Raw genomic sequence first — 18,919 nt, forward strand, 5'->3', positions numbered from 1 at the left:
GTGTTGGGACCAGCTCCTTCCAGCCGATGTGGCCCTTTTCCAGCAGGCCCTTGACCGTCCCCACCCCCACCCCGGCTGCACGGGCCAGGGCCGCCAGGCTTTCGGCCTGGCCCAGGTCGCGCAGGGCGTGCCAGGCCGCTTTGGCCCTCTCGCCCAGCTTTTCCGGGGGTTCTCCTAAGGCCACCAGCACCCGCCGCGGGGCACGCCGCTCGGCCACCTCTTCCTCCAGAACCCCGCCCTCCCGCAGGTAGTCCAGCAGCTTGGGGTCGAGGCCCCGGGCGTCCTGCCAGCCTTCGGCTAGGGCCTCCAGGCCCCGAGGCAGCACCGCTGGGTCGGCCCCCGGCAACAGCCGCACACGGTGCAGCAGAGGGGGCTCGAGGAACGGCAGCAGGTCATCCAGAAGGGTGCCCAAAGGGCAGAAGCTGTCCCGCGCGGCGGCCTGGAGGAAGTCCAGCTCCTCTTGACGCAGCCAGGGAAAGGGGTCTAGGTAGGCTACGGCCTCGCGCAGGGCAAAGCCCTTTTGGGGCCCCTCCTCGTACCCCAGCACCAGGCCTACCCGCAGCTCCCCCCGCCAGGGCACCACCACCCGGCGCCCTAGGCCCTCTGTCCTTTCCTCGCCGTGGGGCGGGAGGTAGGACATGGGCTCGAGGGGTAAGGGCAAGGCTACCTGCAGGCGCCGCATCTGCTTTAGTCGGCGGCCACCTCGAGCCGCTGCCCAATCTCGGGGATGCGGGCCAGGAAGGACCCGGTGGGGCTGCCAGAGCGGGCTACCTCCTCCGGAGTGCCCTCGGCCACAATCTCCCCACCCCGGGCCCCACCCTCCGGGCCCAGGTCAATCACCCAGTCGGCAGTCTTGACTACGTCCATGTTGTGTTCAATCACCACCACGGTATTGCCCCCGTCCACCAGCCGGTGCAGCACCGAGAGCAGCTTGGCGGTGTCCTCAAAGTGCAGGCCGGTGGTGGGCTCGTCCAGGATGTAGAGGGTGCGCCCGGTGGAGCGACGGCCTAGCTCGGTGGAGAGCTTAATCCGCTGGGCCTCGCCGCCCGAGAGGGTGGGGGAGGGCTGGCCTAGCTTCATATAGCCCAGACCCACGTCTACCATAAGTTGGAGCTTGCGGGCGATGGTGGGGATGTTCTCAAAGAAGGCCAGGGCCTCCTCCACGGTCATGTCCAGCACGTCGGCGATGTTCTTGCCCCGGAGCTTTACCTCGAGGGTTTCCTTGTTGTAGCGCTTGCCTTTGCAGACTTCGCAGGGCACGTAGAGGTCGGGCAGAAAGAGCATTTCAATTTTCACCGTGCCGTCCCCACCGCAGGCCTCGCAGCGCCCGCCCTTGACGTTAAAGCTGAAGCGTCCGGCCTCGTAGCCGCGCTTGCGGGCCTCGGGGGTTTTGGCGAAGAGCTCGCGGATTTCATCAAAGATGCCGGTGTAGGTGGCGGGATTGGAGCGGGGGGTGCGGCCGATGGGCGACTGGTCAATCTCAATCACCTTGTCCAGATGCTCCACCCCCTCGAGGCCCTCAAAGCGGCCGGGGATGGTTTTGGCCCGCATCAGGTCGCGGGCTAAGGCCGCATAAAGGATGTCGTGCACGAGGGTTGACTTGCCTGAGCCCGAGGGGCCGGTGATGGCCACGAACTTGCCCAGAGGGATTCTCAGGTTCACCCCCTTTAGGTTGTGCTCGCGGGCCCCCTTGAGCACCAGCCACTTGCCGTTGCCCTTGCGGCGGGTTTTGGGGACCGGGATGCGCTTGCTGCCCCGCAGGTAGGCCCCGGTCAGGCTTTCCGGGTGGGCCAGGATGTCCTCGAGCCGCCCCTCGGCCACCACCTCCCCCCCGTGTACCCCGGCCCCTGGCCCCATGTCCACAATCCAATCGGCCTCGCGCATAGTTTCTTCGTCGTGCTCTACCACCAAGAGGGTGTTACCTAGGTCGCGCAGCTTCTTGAGGGTGGCCAGAAGGCGCTGGTTGTCGCGGGGGTGCAGCCCGATAGAGGGCTCGTCCAGCACGTAGAGCACCCCGGTCAGGCCCGAGCCCACCTGGGTAGCCAGCCGGATGCGCTGGGCCTCGCCGCCCGAGAGGGTGTTGGCCGCACGGTCAAGGGTCAGGTAGTCCAGGCCCACGTCCTCCAGGAAGCCCAGCCGGTTCACAATCTCCCGCCAGATGGGGGCCGCCACCTGCATTTGGAACTCGTTCAGGTTGCGTTTCTCGCGAGGCTCGGCCAGACCCTCTAGCCGGATGCGGTAGGCGCTGAGCTGGGCCTCGGTCTCCACCACCCGGTTCTCCGCCAGGGCCTCAAAGAACCGCTTGGCCTCCCGTACTGGCATGGACGAAACCTCGGCGATGTTGAAGGGCCCCACCCGCACCGAAAGCACCTCCCGCTTGTAGCGGGTGCCCCCGCAGCCCGGGCAGGGTTTTAGGGTCATGTAGGCCTCGTAGGCTTCGCGCAGCCCTTCGGACTCGGTCTCGTGGTAGCGGTGGTGCAGCCAGGGAATTACCCCCTCGTAGCTCACCGAGACCCGCAGGGTCTCGCGCCCGCCCCGGCGGTACACCACCTCAAAGGGTTCGGGCAGGCCGTACAGCACCGCCCACTGGGCCTCCTGGGGAAGCTGCTTGAAGGGGGTTCTCATGTCAAAGCCCAAATGTTCCGCGAGGGCCCGCAGCCGATCCCACAGGTACCCCTTGCCGTTGTCCCGGCCCCGGCTCCAGGGGAGGATGGCCCCTTCGGCCAGCGAGAGCTCGGGGTTCACCACCAGCTCGGGGTCGAAGACCTGATTGTAGCCCAGGCCCGAGCAGTCGGGGCAGGCCCCGTAGGGGGCGTTGAAGGAGAAGATGCGGGGCTCGAGCTCCTCCAACACGCTGCCGTGCTCCGGGCAGGCGAACTTCTCCGAGAAAAGCTCCTCGTGGCCTGTATCGGGGTACAGAACCCGCATCAGCCCCTCGCCGCGCAGGAGGGCCAGCTCCACCGACTCGGCGATGCGGGCCCTTTCCTCCGGCTTCAGGACCACCCGGTCCACCACCAGGTCTATGTCGTGTTTCTCGTACCTTTCTAGCCTGAGCCCCAGGGCTTCCTCGAGGGTGTAGATTACGCCATCTACCCGCACGCGGGCGTAGCCCTCTTTTTGCAGTTGCTGAAACTCCTTGCGGTACTCGCCTTTGCGCCCCCGCACCAGAGGGGCCATCAGGATAGCCCTGGTGCCCTCGGGCTTTTGGAAAAGCCGGTCGGTAATCTCCGAGGCCGACTGTCGCTCAATGGGCCGCCCGCAGTGGGGGCAGTAGGCGGTGCCTACCCGGGCGAACAGGAGGCGCAGGTAGTCGTGGATTTCGGTTACGGTGCCCACGGTGGAGCGGGGGTTGTGCGAGGTGGTCTTCTGGTCAATGGAGATGGCCGGGGAAAGCCCCTCAATGCTCTCCACATCGGGCTTCTCCATCACCCCTAGGAACTGCCGGGCGTACGAGGAGAGGCTTTCCACGTACCGACGCTGCCCCTCGGCATAAATGGTGTCAAAGGCCAAGGTGCTCTTGCCCGAGCCCGAGACCCCCGTGATGACGATGAACTGCCCCCGCGGCAGCTCAACGGTAATGTTTTTCAGGTTGTGCTCCTTGGCCCCGCGGACGATAATTCTGTCCATCTGCGCAATATAACACCTGGCCGTGCTTATGTAAATAACATATACCCCTTGGAAAAAGGGTGTAGAATGAGGCTTTACTTTTTAGCGCACCGCCAGGTCGGCCACCCAGACGATCTCACAGGCCCCGTTGCCGCTGTCGTGCCGGGTGGTAGAGGTGCGCCAGTGGAAGCCGTCGGGCCGGCTCACGTTCACCAAGAACCCCTCTATTCGGACCAGGTGGCCGGGCTTCAGGCGCTTTAGGCGGAGTTCAATGTTGGGGTTGGCCGGAATCATGTGCATGTTGGCGCTGCTAACGATGATTTCTTCTGGTGGGATGGGCGGTTCCCCACGCCAGGCGTAGAAGTAGAAGCGGTCCGACTGCCAGATGTGCAGCTTGCGGATAACGCTGGTGTCGGACATCCGCCCCCAGCCTAGGGCCAGGTCCACCGGGGAGAGGGCCGAGGCGGCGTCAAAGCGGTAGAGCCGCTTGGAGAGGACCCGGGCCTCGAGCAGGAAGTAGGCCACCGGCTCCAGCCGATAGCCGGGCTTTTCCAGCCGCACCACACTTTCAGGGCTGAGCTGGGCTTGCAGGGGGGCCCTGGGCGCCAGCACCCCTGGTCGGCGGGCGAGGGGCTGGTTTTGCAACCAGACGATAAAACCGGCGGTAGCCCCTGCGAGGAGGAGCAGCCAGCCCAGAAGCCTCATCCCCGCAGTTTAGCGAAGGGAAGCGGAAAGGCCTGGTCAAATTTCGTCCTTGGCCAGGTCGTTGAAGCGCACATGCTGGGCATGGAATTGTAGCTCCACCACCCCGGTAGGGCCGTTGCGCTGCTTGCCCACGATGATCTCAGCAATGCCGGCCTTTTCGGAGTGCTGGTTGTAGTATTCGTCGCGGTAGATGAACATGACCAGGTCAGCGTCCTGCTCAATGGAGCCGCTTTCCCTAAGGTCGGAGAGCATGGGGCGCTTGTTGGGCCGTGACTCCACCGCCCGGGATAGCTGCGAGAGGGCGATGACCGGGATGTTGAGCTCACGGGCCAACCCCTTTAGACCGCGGGAAATCTGGGCAATTTCCTGCTGTCGGTTTTCACCGGCGTTTTTCCCACCGCCGGGGCCCGACATTAGCTGGAGGTAGTCAATCACGATCAGGCCCAACCGGTGGTGGGCGTGCAGCCTGCGGGCCCGGGCCCGCAGCTCCATGAGGGTCAGGTCGGAGGTATCGTCAATCAGAATGGGGGCCTCGGCGATGCGGCCGGCCACGTCCACCAGCCGGGAGAAGTCGCGGTCGGTGAGCTGGCCCTGGCGCAGGCGGTTCATGTCAATCCGGGCCTCTGAGCAGAGCATGCGGGTGACGAGCTGCACCGCAGGCATCTCCAGGGAGAAGATGGCCACCCCCACACCCTCCCTGAGGGCCACATTCTGGGCGATGGTGAGGGCAAAGGCGGTTTTGCCCATGCTGGGGCGGGCGGCGATGATGTTGAGGGAGCCGGGGGTGAGGCTGCCGATGATGGCGTCGAGGTCGCGGAAGCCGCTCCGCACCCCGTCCATCTGGCCCTTGTGCTCGTAGAGGCGCTGGATGTGCTCAAAGGTCTGGTGCACCAGCTCCCGCATGTTCTGGAACTCCGAGCGGCTCCCCTGGGTGGAAACCTCCAGCACCTTCCGCCCTGCCGCGTCGAGGATGTCCTCCAGGCTCCCCTCCTCCTCGTAGGCCATGCGCATGGCCTCACCGGCTGCGGCTATGAGCCTGCGCAGCGTCCACTTCTCGGCCACGATGCGCCCGTAGAAGTCGGCATAGGCCGCGGTGGGGGTGTTCTCGGAAAGCCCCACCAGGTAGGAGAGACCGCCCACGCTTTCCAGCTCCCCAGCCTGGCGCAGGGCCTCAGAGACCGTGACCAGGTCAATGGGTTCCCGCCGAGCCCGAAGCCCCACCATGGCCTCCCAGATTTTGCGGTGGGCCTCTTTGTAGAAGGCCTCGGCGGTGATGTAGCCCTCGAGCCTGTCCAGCACCTCGCTGTCCAGCAGAACCGCGCCCAGTAGGCTGGCCTCTGCGTCCAGGTTGTGGGGGGGCACGCGGCCCTCTAGGGAGGTGGAGGTCATGGCAGACTCCCACTTTAGCCGAGGCGGATGGGTTTGGAAAGCCGTCCGGCCCCTAGCCGCCTAGGGCCAGTTTGGCCGTGGGTTCCCCTTGAGCTAGGGCCAGGGCAACGGCCCGTTTTTGCGAGGCCACGAACAGGAATTCGCGGTTTTCGGTGTGGGAAACCTGCCCCACCTTTACCCCTTGAGGGTTATAGATGCCGATCCGGGCCCCCACGTAGCGGCGGTGGGGTCGGGAGAGCCGCACCACGAAGCCCCACCCCTCGAGCAGAGCCTCTATCTCCTCGGGCCGGAAGAAACCCTCGTCGCTAAAGGACAGCACCAGGTGAGGGGCCTTTATCCTCGCCAGGAGCTGCTCCAGGGCAGCCTTGGCTTCCTTCTTGGAGTTGAAGGGGCTTTTGCGCTCCCGCACATCGGTCCGCTTCTGGGCCACCCCATAGGTGGCGGGGTTGTCAAAGCGCACCAGGGTCTCCCAGACGTGGTAGTTGCCCAGGTAGGAGTGGGCGTTGTAGGGAGGGTCTAGGTAGAAGAGGTCCCCCTCCAGAGCCCCTGCCACCTCCAGCGCATCGCCCAGGTGGGCCTCGCCGGAGCCTGGCAGAAGGGGCGGGTAGGCCAGGTGGAGCTCGTTCCAGGCCCTAGGGGCCCAGCGCTTGAGGTAGGCCATCTGGATCCCGGTGGTGGAGTCCACCTTGTCGGCAGCCAAAAGCAGGCTGGTGAGGAGGATAGCCCTTAGGGTGGGGTCGGCCTGGTACGCCTCTATGGCCTCGCGTATGGCCTCTATGCGAGCGCCGTTTTTGGGCTGAAAGTAACGGGCCTTTAGGCAGTAGGTCTGGGTGAACCAACCGGTTTTGGGCTTGAGGGCGGCCAGCCTTTCCAGGATGGGCTGGATTTTGCCCACTGGGTACTTCCGCGCGTCGGCCCCCACCAGGGCCTGGGCTAGGACTTGGGCGTAGGCGTTGTGGTCGTTGGCGATCACGTAGAACCCCTGGGCTTTCAGCGCGTGGCCCACCCGGGCGCTGCCGGAGAACAGGTCAACCACCCTGCGCAGGGGGGTGACCTGGCTTACCCTGCAAATCGTCTCGGTAATCCAGGGAACGAGGACCCGCTTGGAACCGATGTACTTAATCATGGTGCATCGCAAAAGTCCCTGCTCGGGCAGGCTATATTATTTGTACCCCTGATTACTCGAGCCGGGCGGCCTTGGAGGTAGGTTGAGGGCGTGTTCGGTTCCTTTTACAAGCCCAAGCACCCGGCCCACCGGGTTCCGCCGGGGCAGGTGCTCACCGACAAGTTTCCCGTGCTCACCTATGGCCCCACCCCCAGCCTGCGCCCCGAGGAGGTACGGCTGGAGGTCGGTGGGCAGGTGGAGAACCCTTTGAGCCTAGGTTGGGATGAGCTTATGGCCCTGCCCCAGACCGGGCTAAAGGCCGATTTCCATTGCGTGACCCGGTGGAGCCGGCTGGACGTGGAATGGCAGGGGGTGCGGGTCCTCGAGCTGCTCCAGCAGGCCCGCCCCAGACCAGAGGCCCGGTACGTGCTGGTCTACTGCTACGGCGGCTACACCACCAGTCTGCCCCTAGAGGACTTCGCCCGCGAGGAAAACCTGCTGGCCCATACCCTCTTCGGCCAGCCCCTGCCCCGCGAGCACGGAGGGCCGCTACGGTTGGTGGTGCCCCACCTCTACGCCTGGAAGAGCGCCAAGTGGGTGCGGGGTTTCCAGCTGTTGGAGCGGGAGGAGCTGGGTTTTTGGGAGCGGAACGGATACCACCGAAGGGGCGACCCCTGGAGGGAAGAGCGCTTTAGTAGCCCCGGCGAAAACCTTTAGAGAGGGGCATCCTAGCTAACCTCGGGCTTGTGAGCTGCTATACAATGCCTGCGTGGAACTGGCGGCCTTACTCTTAGCCTACTTGTTCGGGGCCATCCCTGCGGGGGCCTGGCTGGCCCGGGGCTACGGGGTGGACATCCAGAAGGTAGGCTCGGGCAACATAGGGGCGACCAATGTGCTGCGCACCTTAGGGGCAGGCCCGGCCCTACTGGTAGCGGCTTTTGATGTGCTCAAAGGGGGTATTGCGGTCTTGGTGGCCCGGTGGATGGGCCTCGAGGGGCCCCTTTTGGGAGGGGTGGCGGTGGCCGCGGTGCTTGGGCACAACTACTCGGTCTTTCTGCGCTTCACGGGAGGTAAGGGAGTGGCCACCAGCTTCGGCACGCTCCTCTTCCTAGACCCAGGGGTAGCCTTGCTGACCTTTCCGGTAGGGGTACTGACCATGTTCTTGACCCGCTTTGTCTCGGCAGGCAGCCTGGTGGGGGGGGCGACCGCGGTGGTGCTGGCCTTTGCCATGGGGCGGCCGCTTTGGCTGGTGGCCACTGTGGGCCTTTTGGCGGGGCTTATCTTCTGGACGCATCGGGAAAACATCCGGCGTCTTCAGCAGGGCAGCGAGCGCCGTTTAGGTGAGAAAGCCACCCCCCCTCGTTGAGGGCTTCTGCCGTAGAATGCCCTTGTGCAGGGGGAAGCCCAGAGCATAAAGCGCGGTTTTTACCTGGCCGCGTTGCTGGTGGCCCTGCCGGTGGTGGGGCTTACCTGGTGGTTGAACCAGGAGCACCCCTACGTGCGCTACACCTATCCCCTATTCCTGGGAGGCTTCTGCTTATGGGCCTGGCGGCTTTGGGCGGGGGCCAGGCTCGAGCGTATTGAGCGGGAGGTCATCCTTGCGGTGGGCTTGGTCTTTTTGGGGAAGCTGGCCTACGGCTTTTTCTCCCCGGAGCCGGACTGGTCCGAGATCGAGAGCGCCTACTGGGTGCTGGCCTTTGTGATGGTGCTGGTCTACCTGTCCTTCTCCCCGCGGCAGGGGCTTTGGGTCGGGTTGGGGGTGGTGGGCCTGACCCTGGTCCTGGGGCTGCTCCGATTTGGCGGGGAGTGGGCTTCCTCGGAATTCTTGTCCTTTTTGCGCAGCGAAACGCGGCTTTTGGCCATGGCCGGGTTGCTCTACCTGCTGGCGGCGGTAAAGGACCACCTGGCCCGGGCGAACCGCCAGGTAGAGGAGATGCACACCTTGGCCCGCACCGACCCCCTGACCGGTCTGCCCAACCGCCTGGCCTTAAGCGAGCGGCTCGAGGCGGAGATTCAGTCCCCTCACGGGCTTTTCCTGGCGCTTTTGGATGTTGACCACTTCAAGCAGATCAACGACCGCCACGGCCACGCCACGGGCGATGCGGTGCTCAAGGAGGTGGCCCGCCGGCTGCAGGCTGGCCTGCGGGAGGGGGATGTGCTGGGCCGCTGGGGCGGGGAGGAATTCATGATCCTCCTGAGGGAGGAAAGCCTGCAGAACGTGCTGGCGGCGCTGGAGCGCATGCGGGAGAGCATCGCTTTCTGGCCCTTTGAGGGGGTGGGGGCGGTTTCGGCCAGCTTTGGGGTGGCCGAGGCCCAGTTTGGTGATACGGTTCACGGCCTGCTCGAGCGCGCCGACCAGGCCCTTTACCAGGCCAAGAGGATGGGCCGCAACCGGGTGGAGCTGGCCGGCCTGAGCCCCTAGTCGCTGGCCGCTTCGGGGGTCTTTGGGCCCACTAGGTAGACCGCCCGCCAAGGGCGGAAGTTGGAGTGAAGCTCGTGGACCTCCACGCTGCCGTCTGGGCGGGTAATGGTGCGGGTGATGCGAGTGCGGAAGCCGTCCACCGCCCAGTCTACCTGCTTCACCTCGCCGGGGCGCAGGCTGGGGTCCACGATGTACTGGGGGGGAGGGTGGGGGGTGCGGGAGAGGATGACCGGGGGAGAAACGGTGACCTTCCGGCCGTCGGGGATGCCGTAAAGCCGCACGGTCAGGCTCGAGCGGGTGTAGGCGGTGCGCACCACCAACGGGCCTGGGGTGTCGTTCTGGGCCCGCAGGTTCAAATAGGGCTGGTAAACCGCCGCGTCGTAGCCCACGATGGGGTCGTACCAGCGCACCCGGTAGGCGTGCGGGTTGCGCTCAACGATGGGCAGCCCGGCCTGGTAGAGGGCCCGGAAGGCGGTGGTGGAAACCTGGCAGACCCCGCCCCCGACCCCTTTCACGGTTCGCCCGCCGGAGATAACCAGGGCTTCCTTGAAGCCGTTTTCGGGACTGATGTGGCCCACCGCTTGGTTGAAGTCAAACATCCCCCCTGGCGGTACGACGTAGCCGTCTAGGTTGCGCGCAGCGGCGTGGACGTTGGCGATGCGCTCAGGGCTCGAGCCCGCGTAGGTGGTGGTGGCCTCGGCTAAGAGCTGGAGGTCTTCAGGACGGGGTAGGTCGGTCACCCGCACCTGGGCCCGCTTGGGCACCGCCACCAGGCGGAACTCGCTCAGGTCAGGGCGCAGGAGCTGGACCTCTAGGCGTCTTAGGCTCTCGGGCTGATTGAGCTTGAAGCCGTCCTTTTCCGGGCGTACCTCCAGCCGGCCCCCCGGGCCCACCACGTAGCGGGCGTTCTCGGGTAGGCGGTCGTGGCGGGCGGCCAGTTGCTCGAGCAGGCGGCCCAGCCTCTTACGGTTCACTTGGAGCTCTTCCCCTACTTGGAGCAGAGCCGCCACCTGGTCCACCCCCAGGGTGTGCCGGTGGGTTTGTCCGCCGGGCTCCTCGTAGACCAGGACAATCGGGCGCAGGAGCTGGTTGGCCTGGGTGGCGATCCCCTCGAGCATCCCCGCGGTGAGGCGAGGGGCGACGGGACGGGGGAAGAACTCCAGGGTTCTCAGCCCGGGGTGGCGCAGGTAGGTTTCCAGCGCTGCTTGGACATCAAGCTGGAGGCCCACCTCCTCGGGCAGCACCTGGTAGCGGCCCTTTTGGTAGACCACCCGGGCATCCCGGGGGGGACGCTCGAGGCGCTTCGCGATGGCCCTCAGGCGCTCCGCCACGGCTTTGGGGTCTAGACGGGCCACCAGCGGAACTTCCACCTGTCCCCTTAGGGCGGCCAGCCGTTCGGCCAGGCGGCCACGCCCCACTGCAAAGGCCTGCTCCGCGGTGGCCTTGGGGTCGGGCTGCCAGCCCAGCTCCGTTGCAAGGACCTCTAGGCTCTGCTCCCCCGCTTTGAGGGTGAGCCGGGGCGGGGCCTGGTGTTCTACAGTAGCAGCGATTCGGGCGGTGGCCTCCTCCACGGTCAGTCCCCCCACCTGCACCCCCGCGGCCACCACGCCAGGGTATATCCGCTGCTGGTGCAGGTATTCAAATAGGGCCCAGCCCAGCGCCAGCCCCGCAAGTCCAGCGGTGCCTAGCAACCACGCCCGCCTCATCAGGAGCTGAGTATAGCGGCTTGGCCCGTGGGCCGTGTGAAGTGGGTCCCTAAGTTCTGTTAAGCCGGCCTTCAGCTAAGGCCCTGAAGAGAGGCTTCTGAAGCGCATCCGCAGGGATTTTAGCCGTTCCCGCACCCGCTCTTCCCAACCCTCCCCATGGGCCTCGTAGAAGGTCAACCCCTCCAGCCCTTCGGGCAGGTAGGGCTGGGCAAAGCTGCCCTCGGGGTCGTCGTGGTAGTAGGCGTAGCCGTGGCCGTGGCCCAGCCCCTTAAGTAAGGCGGTGGGTGCGTTGCGCAGGTTTAGGGGCACGGGTGAGTCTGGGTAGCGCTGCGCAGCCTGCTGAGCCTTTTCCCAGGCCACGTAGACGCTGTTGGACTTGGGGGCTAAGGCCAGGTAGACCACCAGCTCGGCCAGCGCCAGCTCCCCTTCGGGGCTGCCCAGCAGCTCATAGGCCTCCTTGGCCGCCACGGCCAGCCGCAGGGCCAGGGGGTCGGCCAGCCCAACGTCCTCTACCGCAATGCGCACCAGTCGGCGGGCCAGGTAAAGCGGGTCGGCCCCCGCGGCGAGCATCCGGGCCAGGTAGTACAGCGCGGCGTCCACATGGCTGCCCCGCACGGCCTTGTGCAGCGCCGAGATAAGGTCGTAGAAGGCGTCCCCCCCCTTGTCAAAGGCCAGGGTCCCGCGCCCCAGGGCTTCCTTCGCGTGTTCTATGCCGATTCTCCCACCCCCCAGGCTGGCGGCCAGCTCGAGGGCCGAAAGGGCCCGGCGTGCGTCCCCTGAGGAGGCTTGGGCGATGAGCTGGAGTGCTTCGGGGCTGGCCTCTGCCCGCAGGCCCTCAGGGTGGGCCAGGGCCCGCTCCAGCAAGCGGTACAGCGCCGCCTCGTCCAGCGGGTTGAGCACGTACACCCGGGCCCGCGACCGCAGGGCCGGGTTGACCTCAAAGGAAGGGTTCTCGGTGGTGGCCCCAATCAGGGTCAGAAGCCCTGATTCCAGGTGGGGCAGGAGGGCGTCCTGCTGGGACTTGTTGAAGCGGTGAATTTCGTCTAGGAGGAGGACCAGCCCCCCTTGGCGCTGGGCCTGGGCCACGGCTTCTCGGATTTCCCGGACCCCCACCTCTACCGCTGAGAGGGCCTGGGTGGCCCGTCCCGCCTCCTGGGCCAGCAGCCGGGCCAGGGTGGTCTTGCCGCTGCCAGGGGGGCCCCAGAGGATGAGGGAGGAAAGGCGGCGGGTCTCCACCATTCTCCGCAGAGGCTTTCCTGGTCCGGTGAGGTGTTCCTGGCCCACCACCTCGTCCAGGCTGCGGGGCCGCAGGCGCTCGGCCAAGGGTACGCTCACGCCGAGATTGTACCAGGGCACGGGCTTATCCCCAGCGACATCCCTAGGCCCCAACCGTATGCTGTTGGGTATGGGGCTATCGTTTCTTCCCTGGGCGCTTACGCTGCTGGGGCTGCTCCCCCTTTGGTTTTTCCCTAGGCAACAAAGCCTCTACCCCGGCGTGCTGTTCCTCCTGGCGGCCCTTCTACTGGCCACCGCGGCCAGCCTTTACGCGCGGGCGCCCCTGGGGCCTAAGGTGCGCTTTTTCTGGGTGCTGGGGGTTTCCAGCGTGGCCGTCCAAGCGGCGTTTCTGGCCAGCGGTGAGCTGGCCCAAGTGCCCGATGACCTGGTGGTGACGGCCTCGGTGGCCAGCCTAATCGCTCCTGCCCTCTTCCTCGCGGGCCTTTTTGTCCTCCTTCGGGGGGAGGCGCTCGGCCCCCTGCCGGTGCAGGGCGAGGGAGGGGTGCTGTCCCAGAGCGCTTTGCAAGCCCTGGCCCCGAGCCTTGAGGCCCTCTCGAGGGTGCGGCCGGTGACGCTTCTTTTGCTGCACACCCACCCGGACCAGCCAGGGGCCTCCCTTTTGCGGTTTTTGCGTCGGCCGGACCTGGTCTTTGAGCTAAGGCCAGGGCATTTCCTGGTGGTCCTGCAAGGGAGCGGCCCCGAGGGGGCCCAGGTGGTGTTCCGCCGCATCCGGCAGAGCCTGGCGATAAGGGCCTATGCTGTCTTGCCTCTTCAGGGCACCGTTCAGCAGGTCCTGCGGCAGCTCGAGGGGGAACTGGCCCACTACTATCTAACCCAGCACTAACCCCAGCCGTTCCTCAAAGGCCCTCTCCAGCCCGCTTAGCCCCAGCACCTCCCCCAGCGCCCAGAAGAAAACCCGGTAGTGTTCGGGCCGGGCGCTTTCGCCCATCAAGCCCAGCCGCAGCACCTTACCGGCGGTAGGGCCGATGCCGCCGGCCACGGAAACCCCTCTGGCGTACAGCCCTTTGCGGATCTCGGCCTCGGTGAGCCCCTTGGGGGGGCGCACCACCAGCACAGTGGGTAGGCGGGCCTCAGGGGCCGCGTAGGCGCTGAAACCCAGCTCCTCTAGGAGCGAGAGCACCGTGGCGTACATCTGCTGGGCCCGCTTTTTGCGGTTCTCCAAGCCCTCTTCCAGGGCCAGCCGAAGGGCTTCCTCCAGGGCGTAGTGCAGCAGCACCGGGGAGGTGCAGAAGTACCCTTCCTGCTCCCAGTAGACCGCCACCCGGGAGAGGTCGGAGTACCACCCCCGCACCTGTCCCAAGCACTCCCGCCCCCGCTCGGAGAGGGCGAAGGGGGCCAGGCCAGGCGGGGCCGAGAGGCACTTCTGGCTCCCGGTGAAGGCGTAGTCAACACCTAGCTGCTGCATGGAAAGGGGCATCATCCCAGCGGTGGTCACCGCGTCCAGCATGAGGAGGGCCCCGTGCTCCTGCACTATGGGTGCGATGGCCTCCACCGGGTTTAGCACCCCGGTGCTGGTCTCGCCGTGGACCAGGGCCACCAGCTTGTAGGGGCGGTGCTTGAGCTCCTCGGCAACCGCCTGGGGGTCAATGGGGTGGCCCGGCTCGGAGCGCAGCACCCGGTAGTCCAGGCGGTAGGCGTGGGCGATCTCCACCATCCGCTCGCCAAAGGTGCCGCTTACTAGGAGGAGGACGGGGTCGCCCTCGTCGGCCAGGTTGGTCAAGCCGGCTTCCATGCCCAGGCTTCCCGAGCCGGGCAAGGCGGCCAGCAGGGCCCCTTCACCCGGGTCAAACAGGTGGCTCAGGTAGCCACGGATGCGTCGGTTGGAGGCCAGGACCTCGGGGTCAAGGTGGCCGCGCATCTCCTTGCTGAGCGCGGCCTGGACCCGGGGGTGGATGGGGGTGGGGCCGGGGGTTAGAAGCACCATGCTCGTTTCCTCCAAACAAAAAGGTGCCCCACCGAGCAAACCTGCGCGGCCTCTTCCCTATGGGAAGAGCGCCGTTAGCGGGTAGCTCGAGCGGGGCGGCTGTTCATCGCGTTCCCTGGGCGGCCCCTTGGTCGGCTTGAGTCCGCACGGGGGGCCGCTTCTGCCCTGAATATACCCGGGGGCTTTAGGCTTTGTCAAAGACGGGGCTAAGTGCCTAGTGCCACAGGAAAAATACCTAAGCCTGCTAGACTAAACTTCGATGAACGACTACTACGCAATACTGGGGGTGGAGAGGAACGCTAGCCCAGAGGAGATCAAGCGAGCCTACCGGAGGTTGGCCCTAAAGTACCACCCCGATAAAAACCCGGGGGATAAGGAGGCTGAGGAGAGGTTCAAGCAGATCAACGAGGCCTACGCGGTGCTCTCTGACCCGGAGAAGCGTGCTCAGTACGACCGCTACGGTACGGCCGCGCCGGCTGGAGGAGGGATAGGAGGGGTGGGGGACCTCTTTGACCTCTTTGAGCAGGTCTTCGGCTTTCGCTCCCCAGGAGGGGGGCGGGCCCCGCGGGGTGAGGACCTCGAGGTACGCCTCGGGCTCGAGCTCTCCGACCTACTCCACGACGGCGAGAAGGAGCTAGAGTACGACCGGTTGGTGCCCTGTGAGGCCTGTGGGGGTCAGGGCGGCCGGCGCCAGGCCTGCCGGAGCTGTGGCGGCCGGGGCACCTTGGAGCAGATACAGCGCACCTTTTTCGGCAGCATGGTGACCCAGGTACCCTGCGGGACCTGCCGGGGACGAGGGTATGTGCTGAGCGAAGCCTGTGCTGCGTGTCGGGGCCAGGGCCGGGTCCGGCGCAGGGAACGCATCCGGGTTACCGTTCCGGCCGGCATAGAGGAGAACCAGCTCCTTAGGGTCTCGGGTTACGGCAACATCGGCCCGGGGGGGCCAGGGGACCTCTTCGTGCGCCCGGAGATACGCCCACACCCCCACTTGGTGCGGCAGGGGGCCAATCTGGTCTATGAGCTTAGGTTGGGTCTGGCCCAAGCGGCCCTGGGAGCCCGGGTGCAGATACCCGGTCTAGAGGGAGAAGTGGCCTTTGAGGTGCCCCCAGGTACCGGTGAGGGGGAGGTGTTTGAGCTGGAGGGCCACGGCCTGCCCCGTCCCGGGGGCCGTGGTCGGGGTAAGCTGCAGGTGGTGACCCGGATTGAGGTGCCCCGCAACCTGCCCAAAAAGGCCCGCGAGCTCCTGCGGCAGTACGCACAGGAGGTAGGTGAGGAGGTGGCCCCAGAGGGTTTTTGGGAAAAGGTCAAGCGGGTATTCAAAGGTTAAGGGCTCTTCACCCGCCCACGGTGGCTTTTGGATAGGACCTGGTCAAAGCTGGCCCGGGCCCGGGTTTTCATCTCCTCAATGGCCTTCCAGTTTGGCTGATGGCGGGCCAACACTGCGCTGGCCAAGACCTCTGGGTCGCCGGGTGCTTCCACGAAGGCCGCTCCCGCGTCGCGGCAGAACCCGGCTACCTTGGGGTCGTAGGCGATGCCCACGAAGGGGGTGTGGGCGGCGGCGGCCAGGATGGCCCCGTGCAGCCGGACTGAGACCACATACCCAGCCTGGGCCAGCAGGTAGCTTACCCGCCGGGGGTCCCAGGCCAGCTCCCGGGTAAAGCTCCTGAACCGCTCCAGCACCGGCTCGTCAAAGCCCGGCTGGAGCGCCAGCACCACCACCTCGTAGCCTTCTCCCTTCAGCCGGTCGGCCAGTTTGTGCAGGTTGGCGTTGGCCGCCTCGGTGCCGTACTTGGGGATTAGCACCACCATGTTGGGCTCGCGCTCCACGGGGGGCGGGGAGAGGAGCAAGGCGGGGTCGGCCCCTAGCTGGGCCTCCAGACCCAACCGACGGGCGTAGGCCAAGGAGTCCCCGTCCCGGAAAAGGCAGGGCACACCCCGCAGGGCCCGCTGCACCCGCCGCTCGCCCCAGGGGCTTAGCGGGCCTAGGGACTGATTGAAGACGAACACGGGTTTGCCCCGCCGCCGGGCCAGCCCGATGATGGTCAGGTAGTACCACAGGCTTGTCCGGGAGGTTTTGTCCTGTAAGAGCCCTCCTCCGCCCGAGAGGAGCAGGTCTATCCGGCCTAAAGAGCGCCAGACCTCGAGGGGATGGGCACGCTTTGCTGCTTCCACCCCGTAGCGAGCTGCGGTCTCGCGGGGGTCACCGGAGAGCACCAGCGGTTCATGCCCGCGGGCTTTTACCTCCTGCACGATGGCCTCTAGAATAGCCTCGTCGCCTGCGTTTTTGAACCCGTAATAGCCGCTCACCCCCACGCGCATGGCAACCCTCCGGACAATGCTATATATTGGCACGCCCAGCGGGGGCCTGCCCCTACCTGAACCACCATTGGCGCAACCGCCGGATGAGCCAAACCCCCGCTAGACCCAGGCCCAGGCCGATCAGGATGCCGTTGAGCACCCGGAAGAAGGAGATGCTGAGGGGGGTGTGGTAGTGGGAGAAGGTGTTTAGGATGGAGCCCATGCCCACCGCCACCAGGACCAGGAGGGTGTTCCTGAGCCAGTTGGGCCAGGGCAGGAGGAGGGCCACCGGGGCCAGGGCATGGGCGAAGATTTCCTTGAAGCGGGGCCGCACCATCACGTCCTGCAGGAAGGCCCTAAGCTGTAGCTCCCACTCCGGCACCAGGCTGGGGGCCGCATCGTTCCCGCGCCGGAGTACCGCCAGCCCCACCAGGGCCAGCCCCACCAGGGCCAGCCCTACCTCGCCCAGCCGTAGGGGATGGTTGTACAAGGCGGTGAGGGCAGGCTTGTAGGCGCGGGGTAGGAAGGAGAGGGCCACCAGCAGGGGAGGAACCAGCAGGGTGAGCGAGACCCCTCGGAACGGCTCCAGGCCCAGCACGCTCTCAGGGGTGCTGCCCAGGGCGGCCAGGAACACCACGCCGGCGAGCGCGTAGAGCACCCCGAGAAGCCACAGCCTGAGCCCTGGCTGGCGCTCCAGGAACCCTAGGGCTGGGAAGACCATGGCCGCCAACAGAGGTCCGGCTCCCTCTTGGGCCACCCCTAGGGCCAGCAGCACCAAGAACCCTGCCACCGGAAGGCCCAGGGGTTGGGGCAGGCTCAGCGCCAGCAAGGCCAGCCCTGACGCCACCCCTACCCAGGCCAGATGGCGCAGGGGCCAGGGGGCAAAGTCGCGGCTTTGGGGCTCGCCGAGGGGAATGTGGGAGCGCTCGAGGTCGTGCCTAAGGATGCGCAGGAAGGCCTCGGTGTCCCCAGGTTCCCGGTAGGGCCGTAGATACAGGAGTTGGTGCCCCCGTTCCCGGGCGGCCAGTACGAATTTGTCGGCCGTCTCGGCAGGGGCCAGCCGGTCTTGCCACTCCGGGCGGATGCTGAAGAGGCGGCGCACCGGTAAAGTCTGGGCCAAGGTGGCGAAACCGCGTTGGGGGGTTCCCTCAATCCAGGCGATGGGCTTTCCTGCTAGGCCCGAGGCCACCTCCTCTAGGTGGGCCTTGTAGCCCAACACGTCTAGACCGGTAAAAATCACCACCTCTGCCTCGGGGGGCACCAGCTCCACGTCGTAGCGGCGGTAAGGGTGGTCAAAGGGGCGGGCGGCCAGGTAGAAGCCCTGGTCCTTCAGGGCCCGGGCTAGGGCCTGGTCGTACCCGGCCGGAAAAAACTCCACGTTGACCGGGGTGGCCAGCCAGCTTTGACCGCCAAACTCCGCTCGTTCGGTGGGGATGGTCCAGCGGGCGGCTAGCTGGTCCAGCCACTCCCTAGGGCCGCCCAGGTAGAACCAGCCCGGGCGGAGGGGGGCCTCTGGGTAGAGCAGCCTCAGGGTGTTGTAGGGGTGGTAGACGAGCATCCCCCGGTTGACCCAGCTTCGCACCGGCTGCTCGTAGAGGGCCACCCCCTCTACCCCCAGGGTCCGGTAAGCTTGCATGAGCTCCAGGAAGTCCTTGCCCTGGGCCCTAGCCCGCTCCGCTACTTCCTCCCCATCCATGATGAGCACCACCGGGCCGGGACGCTCAACCTGCATGCGGGGCAGCAGGGCCGGGAAGGAGAGCAGCGCCGAGGCCGCTACTGTGATTCGCAACAGGGGTTTCCAGTCCACCTTGGGGCCTCCTAAAGCGCCTGTAGGCTGTGTATCAGGCTCCTGACCCGTGCGGTAAGCATGGCCAGGGCTTCTTGGTTGTGTCCGCCGTGGGGGATGATTACATCGGCGTAGCGCTTGGAGGGCTCCACAAAGGAGAGGTGCATGGGCCGCACCTGCTCGAGGTACTGTTGGATCACGCTTTCCACGCTGCGCCCTCGTTCCAGCAGGTCCCGCTGTAGGCGCCTTATAAACCGCACGTCGGGGTCGGTGTCCACGTAGACTTTGAGGTTCATCTCGGCCCGCAGGCGTTCATCAAAGAAGAGCAGGATGCCCTCCAGCACCACCACCGGGGCGGGCTGGACCAGGATGGTTTCGGGGGTGCGGGTATATTCCCTAAAGGAGTAGACCGGCGCTCGCACGGCTTGGCCTTGGGCCAGGCGCCGCACGTGTTCTAGGTAAAGCTCGAGGTCAAAGGCCTCAGGGTGGTCGTAGCTTAGGCGGCGGCGCTCCTCCAGGGGGAGGTGCTGGTTGGCCTTGTAGTAGTTGTCCATGGGCAGCAGGGCCACGGACTCCGGCCCCACCGCTTCCAGGATGGCCTCGGTTACGGTGGTCTTGCCGCTGCCGCTGCCCCCTGCAATGCCGATCACGAAGGCTCGACCCACGGCGCCCATCATACGCC

Annotated in this window: 16 protein-coding genes; 5 read left to right on the plus strand and 11 right to left on the minus strand. The window is 66.2% G+C overall.

Going from position 1 to position 18,919, the window contains the following annotated elements:
- The 5 genes from Mlute_RS02120 to Mlute_RS02140 form a co-directional block, all read right to left on the minus strand.
- On the minus strand, window positions 1-682 hold a 682-nt coding region (locus Mlute_RS02120; protein WP_456237802.1), incomplete at its 3' end, for a primosomal protein N' family DNA-binding protein.
- 5 nt (window positions 683-687) lie between these two features.
- Window positions 688-3,627 carry an excinuclease ABC subunit UvrA gene (gene uvrA, locus Mlute_RS02125; protein ID WP_119359111.1) on the minus strand — a complete coding sequence of 980 codons (2,940 nt, stop codon included), beginning with the start codon at window positions 3,625-3,627 and terminating at the stop codon, window positions 688-690.
- A gap of 81 nt (window positions 3,628-3,708) precedes the next feature.
- Window positions 3,709-4,311: a hypothetical protein gene (locus Mlute_RS02130; protein ID WP_119359112.1), complete on the minus strand. Its 603-nt coding sequence runs from the start codon at window positions 4,309-4,311 to the stop codon at window positions 3,709-3,711.
- 36 nt (window positions 4,312-4,347) lie between these two features.
- Window positions 4,348-5,700, minus strand: coding sequence for a replicative DNA helicase (dnaB, locus tag Mlute_RS02135; protein WP_119359113.1), 1,353 nt, complete (start codon window positions 5,698-5,700; stop codon window positions 4,348-4,350).
- A 52-nt stretch (window positions 5,701-5,752) separates the two neighbouring features.
- Window positions 5,753-6,826 (minus strand): DNA adenine methylase, encoded by a 1,074-nt coding sequence (locus Mlute_RS02140; protein WP_119359114.1) that lies wholly within the window; start codon window positions 6,824-6,826, stop codon window positions 5,753-5,755.
- Window positions 6,827-6,916: 90 nt separating this feature from the next.
- Between Mlute_RS02140 and Mlute_RS02145 the strand changes: the two genes are divergently transcribed.
- The 3 genes from Mlute_RS02145 to Mlute_RS02155 are packed head-to-tail and all read left to right on the plus strand — an operon-like array spanning window position 6,917 to window position 9,227.
- Entirely contained in the window at window positions 6,917-7,522 is a 606-nt protein-coding gene (locus Mlute_RS02145; protein ID WP_119359115.1) for a sulfite oxidase-like oxidoreductase, read from the plus strand.
- A gap of 52 nt (window positions 7,523-7,574) precedes the next feature.
- Complete coding sequence (gene plsY / locus Mlute_RS02150; RefSeq protein ID WP_119359116.1) at window positions 7,575-8,171, plus strand: glycerol-3-phosphate 1-O-acyltransferase PlsY; 597 nt, start codon at window positions 7,575-7,577, stop codon at window positions 8,169-8,171.
- A gap of 24 nt (window positions 8,172-8,195) precedes the next feature.
- On the plus strand, window positions 8,196-9,227 hold the full coding sequence (locus Mlute_RS02155) for a GGDEF domain-containing protein (protein WP_119359117.1): 1,032 nt from the start codon (window positions 8,196-8,198) through the stop codon (window positions 9,225-9,227).
- On the opposite strand, the gene Mlute_RS02160 is transcribed toward Mlute_RS02155, so the two are convergent.
- Both Mlute_RS02160 and Mlute_RS02165 read right to left on the minus strand, forming a co-directional pair.
- The gene (locus Mlute_RS02160; protein WP_119359118.1) at window positions 9,224-10,933 is read right to left on the minus strand and encodes a VanW family protein; all 1,710 of its coding nucleotides are present in this window, start codon (window positions 10,931-10,933) and stop codon (window positions 9,224-9,226) included. The genes Mlute_RS02155 and Mlute_RS02160 overlap by 4 nt on opposite strands.
- 75 nt (window positions 10,934-11,008) lie before the next feature.
- Window positions 11,009-12,268, minus strand: coding sequence for a replication-associated recombination protein A (locus Mlute_RS02165; protein WP_182482455.1), 1,260 nt, complete (start codon window positions 12,266-12,268; stop codon window positions 11,009-11,011).
- 70 nt (window positions 12,269-12,338) lie between these two features.
- On the opposite strand from Mlute_RS02165, the gene Mlute_RS02170 reads away from it, so the two are divergent.
- On the plus strand, window positions 12,339-13,052 hold the full coding sequence (locus Mlute_RS02170; RefSeq protein WP_119359120.1) for a diguanylate cyclase: 714 nt from the start codon (window positions 12,339-12,341) through the stop codon (window positions 13,050-13,052).
- On the opposite strand, the gene Mlute_RS02175 is transcribed toward Mlute_RS02170, so the two are convergent.
- The gene (locus Mlute_RS02175) at window positions 13,038-14,153 is read right to left on the minus strand and encodes an aminotransferase class V-fold PLP-dependent enzyme (RefSeq protein WP_119359121.1); all 1,116 of its coding nucleotides are present in this window, start codon (window positions 14,151-14,153) and stop codon (window positions 13,038-13,040) included. The two genes, Mlute_RS02170 and Mlute_RS02175, sit on opposite strands and share 15 nt — an antisense overlap.
- A 259-nt stretch (window positions 14,154-14,412) precedes the next feature.
- On the opposite strand from Mlute_RS02175, the gene Mlute_RS02180 reads away from it, so the two are divergent.
- Window positions 14,413-15,480: a DnaJ C-terminal domain-containing protein gene (locus Mlute_RS02180; RefSeq protein ID WP_119359122.1), complete on the plus strand. Its 1,068-nt coding sequence runs from the start codon at window positions 14,413-14,415 to the stop codon at window positions 15,478-15,480.
- Here Mlute_RS02180 and csaB read toward each other — a convergent pair.
- The 3 genes from csaB to udk form a co-directional block, all read right to left on the minus strand.
- Window positions 15,477-16,472, minus strand: coding sequence for a polysaccharide pyruvyl transferase CsaB (gene csaB / locus Mlute_RS02185; RefSeq protein WP_119359123.1), 996 nt, complete (start codon window positions 16,470-16,472; stop codon window positions 15,477-15,479). The genes Mlute_RS02180 and csaB overlap by 4 nt on opposite strands.
- A gap of 52 nt (window positions 16,473-16,524) precedes the next feature.
- Window positions 16,525-18,183 carry a DUF5693 family protein gene (locus Mlute_RS02190; RefSeq protein WP_220452053.1) on the minus strand — a complete coding sequence of 553 codons (1,659 nt, stop codon included), beginning with the start codon at window positions 18,181-18,183 and terminating at the stop codon, window positions 16,525-16,527.
- An 86-nt stretch (window positions 18,184-18,269) separates the two neighbouring features.
- Window positions 18,270-18,914 carry a uridine kinase gene (gene udk, locus Mlute_RS02195; RefSeq protein ID WP_119359124.1) on the minus strand — a complete coding sequence of 215 codons (645 nt, stop codon included), beginning with the start codon at window positions 18,912-18,914 and terminating at the stop codon, window positions 18,270-18,272.
- Window positions 18,915-18,919 lie beyond the last annotated feature (5 nt).

Source organism: Meiothermus luteus (genome assembly GCF_003574085.1).
GTDB lineage: Bacteria > Deinococcota > Deinococci > Deinococcales > Thermaceae > Meiothermus > Meiothermus luteus.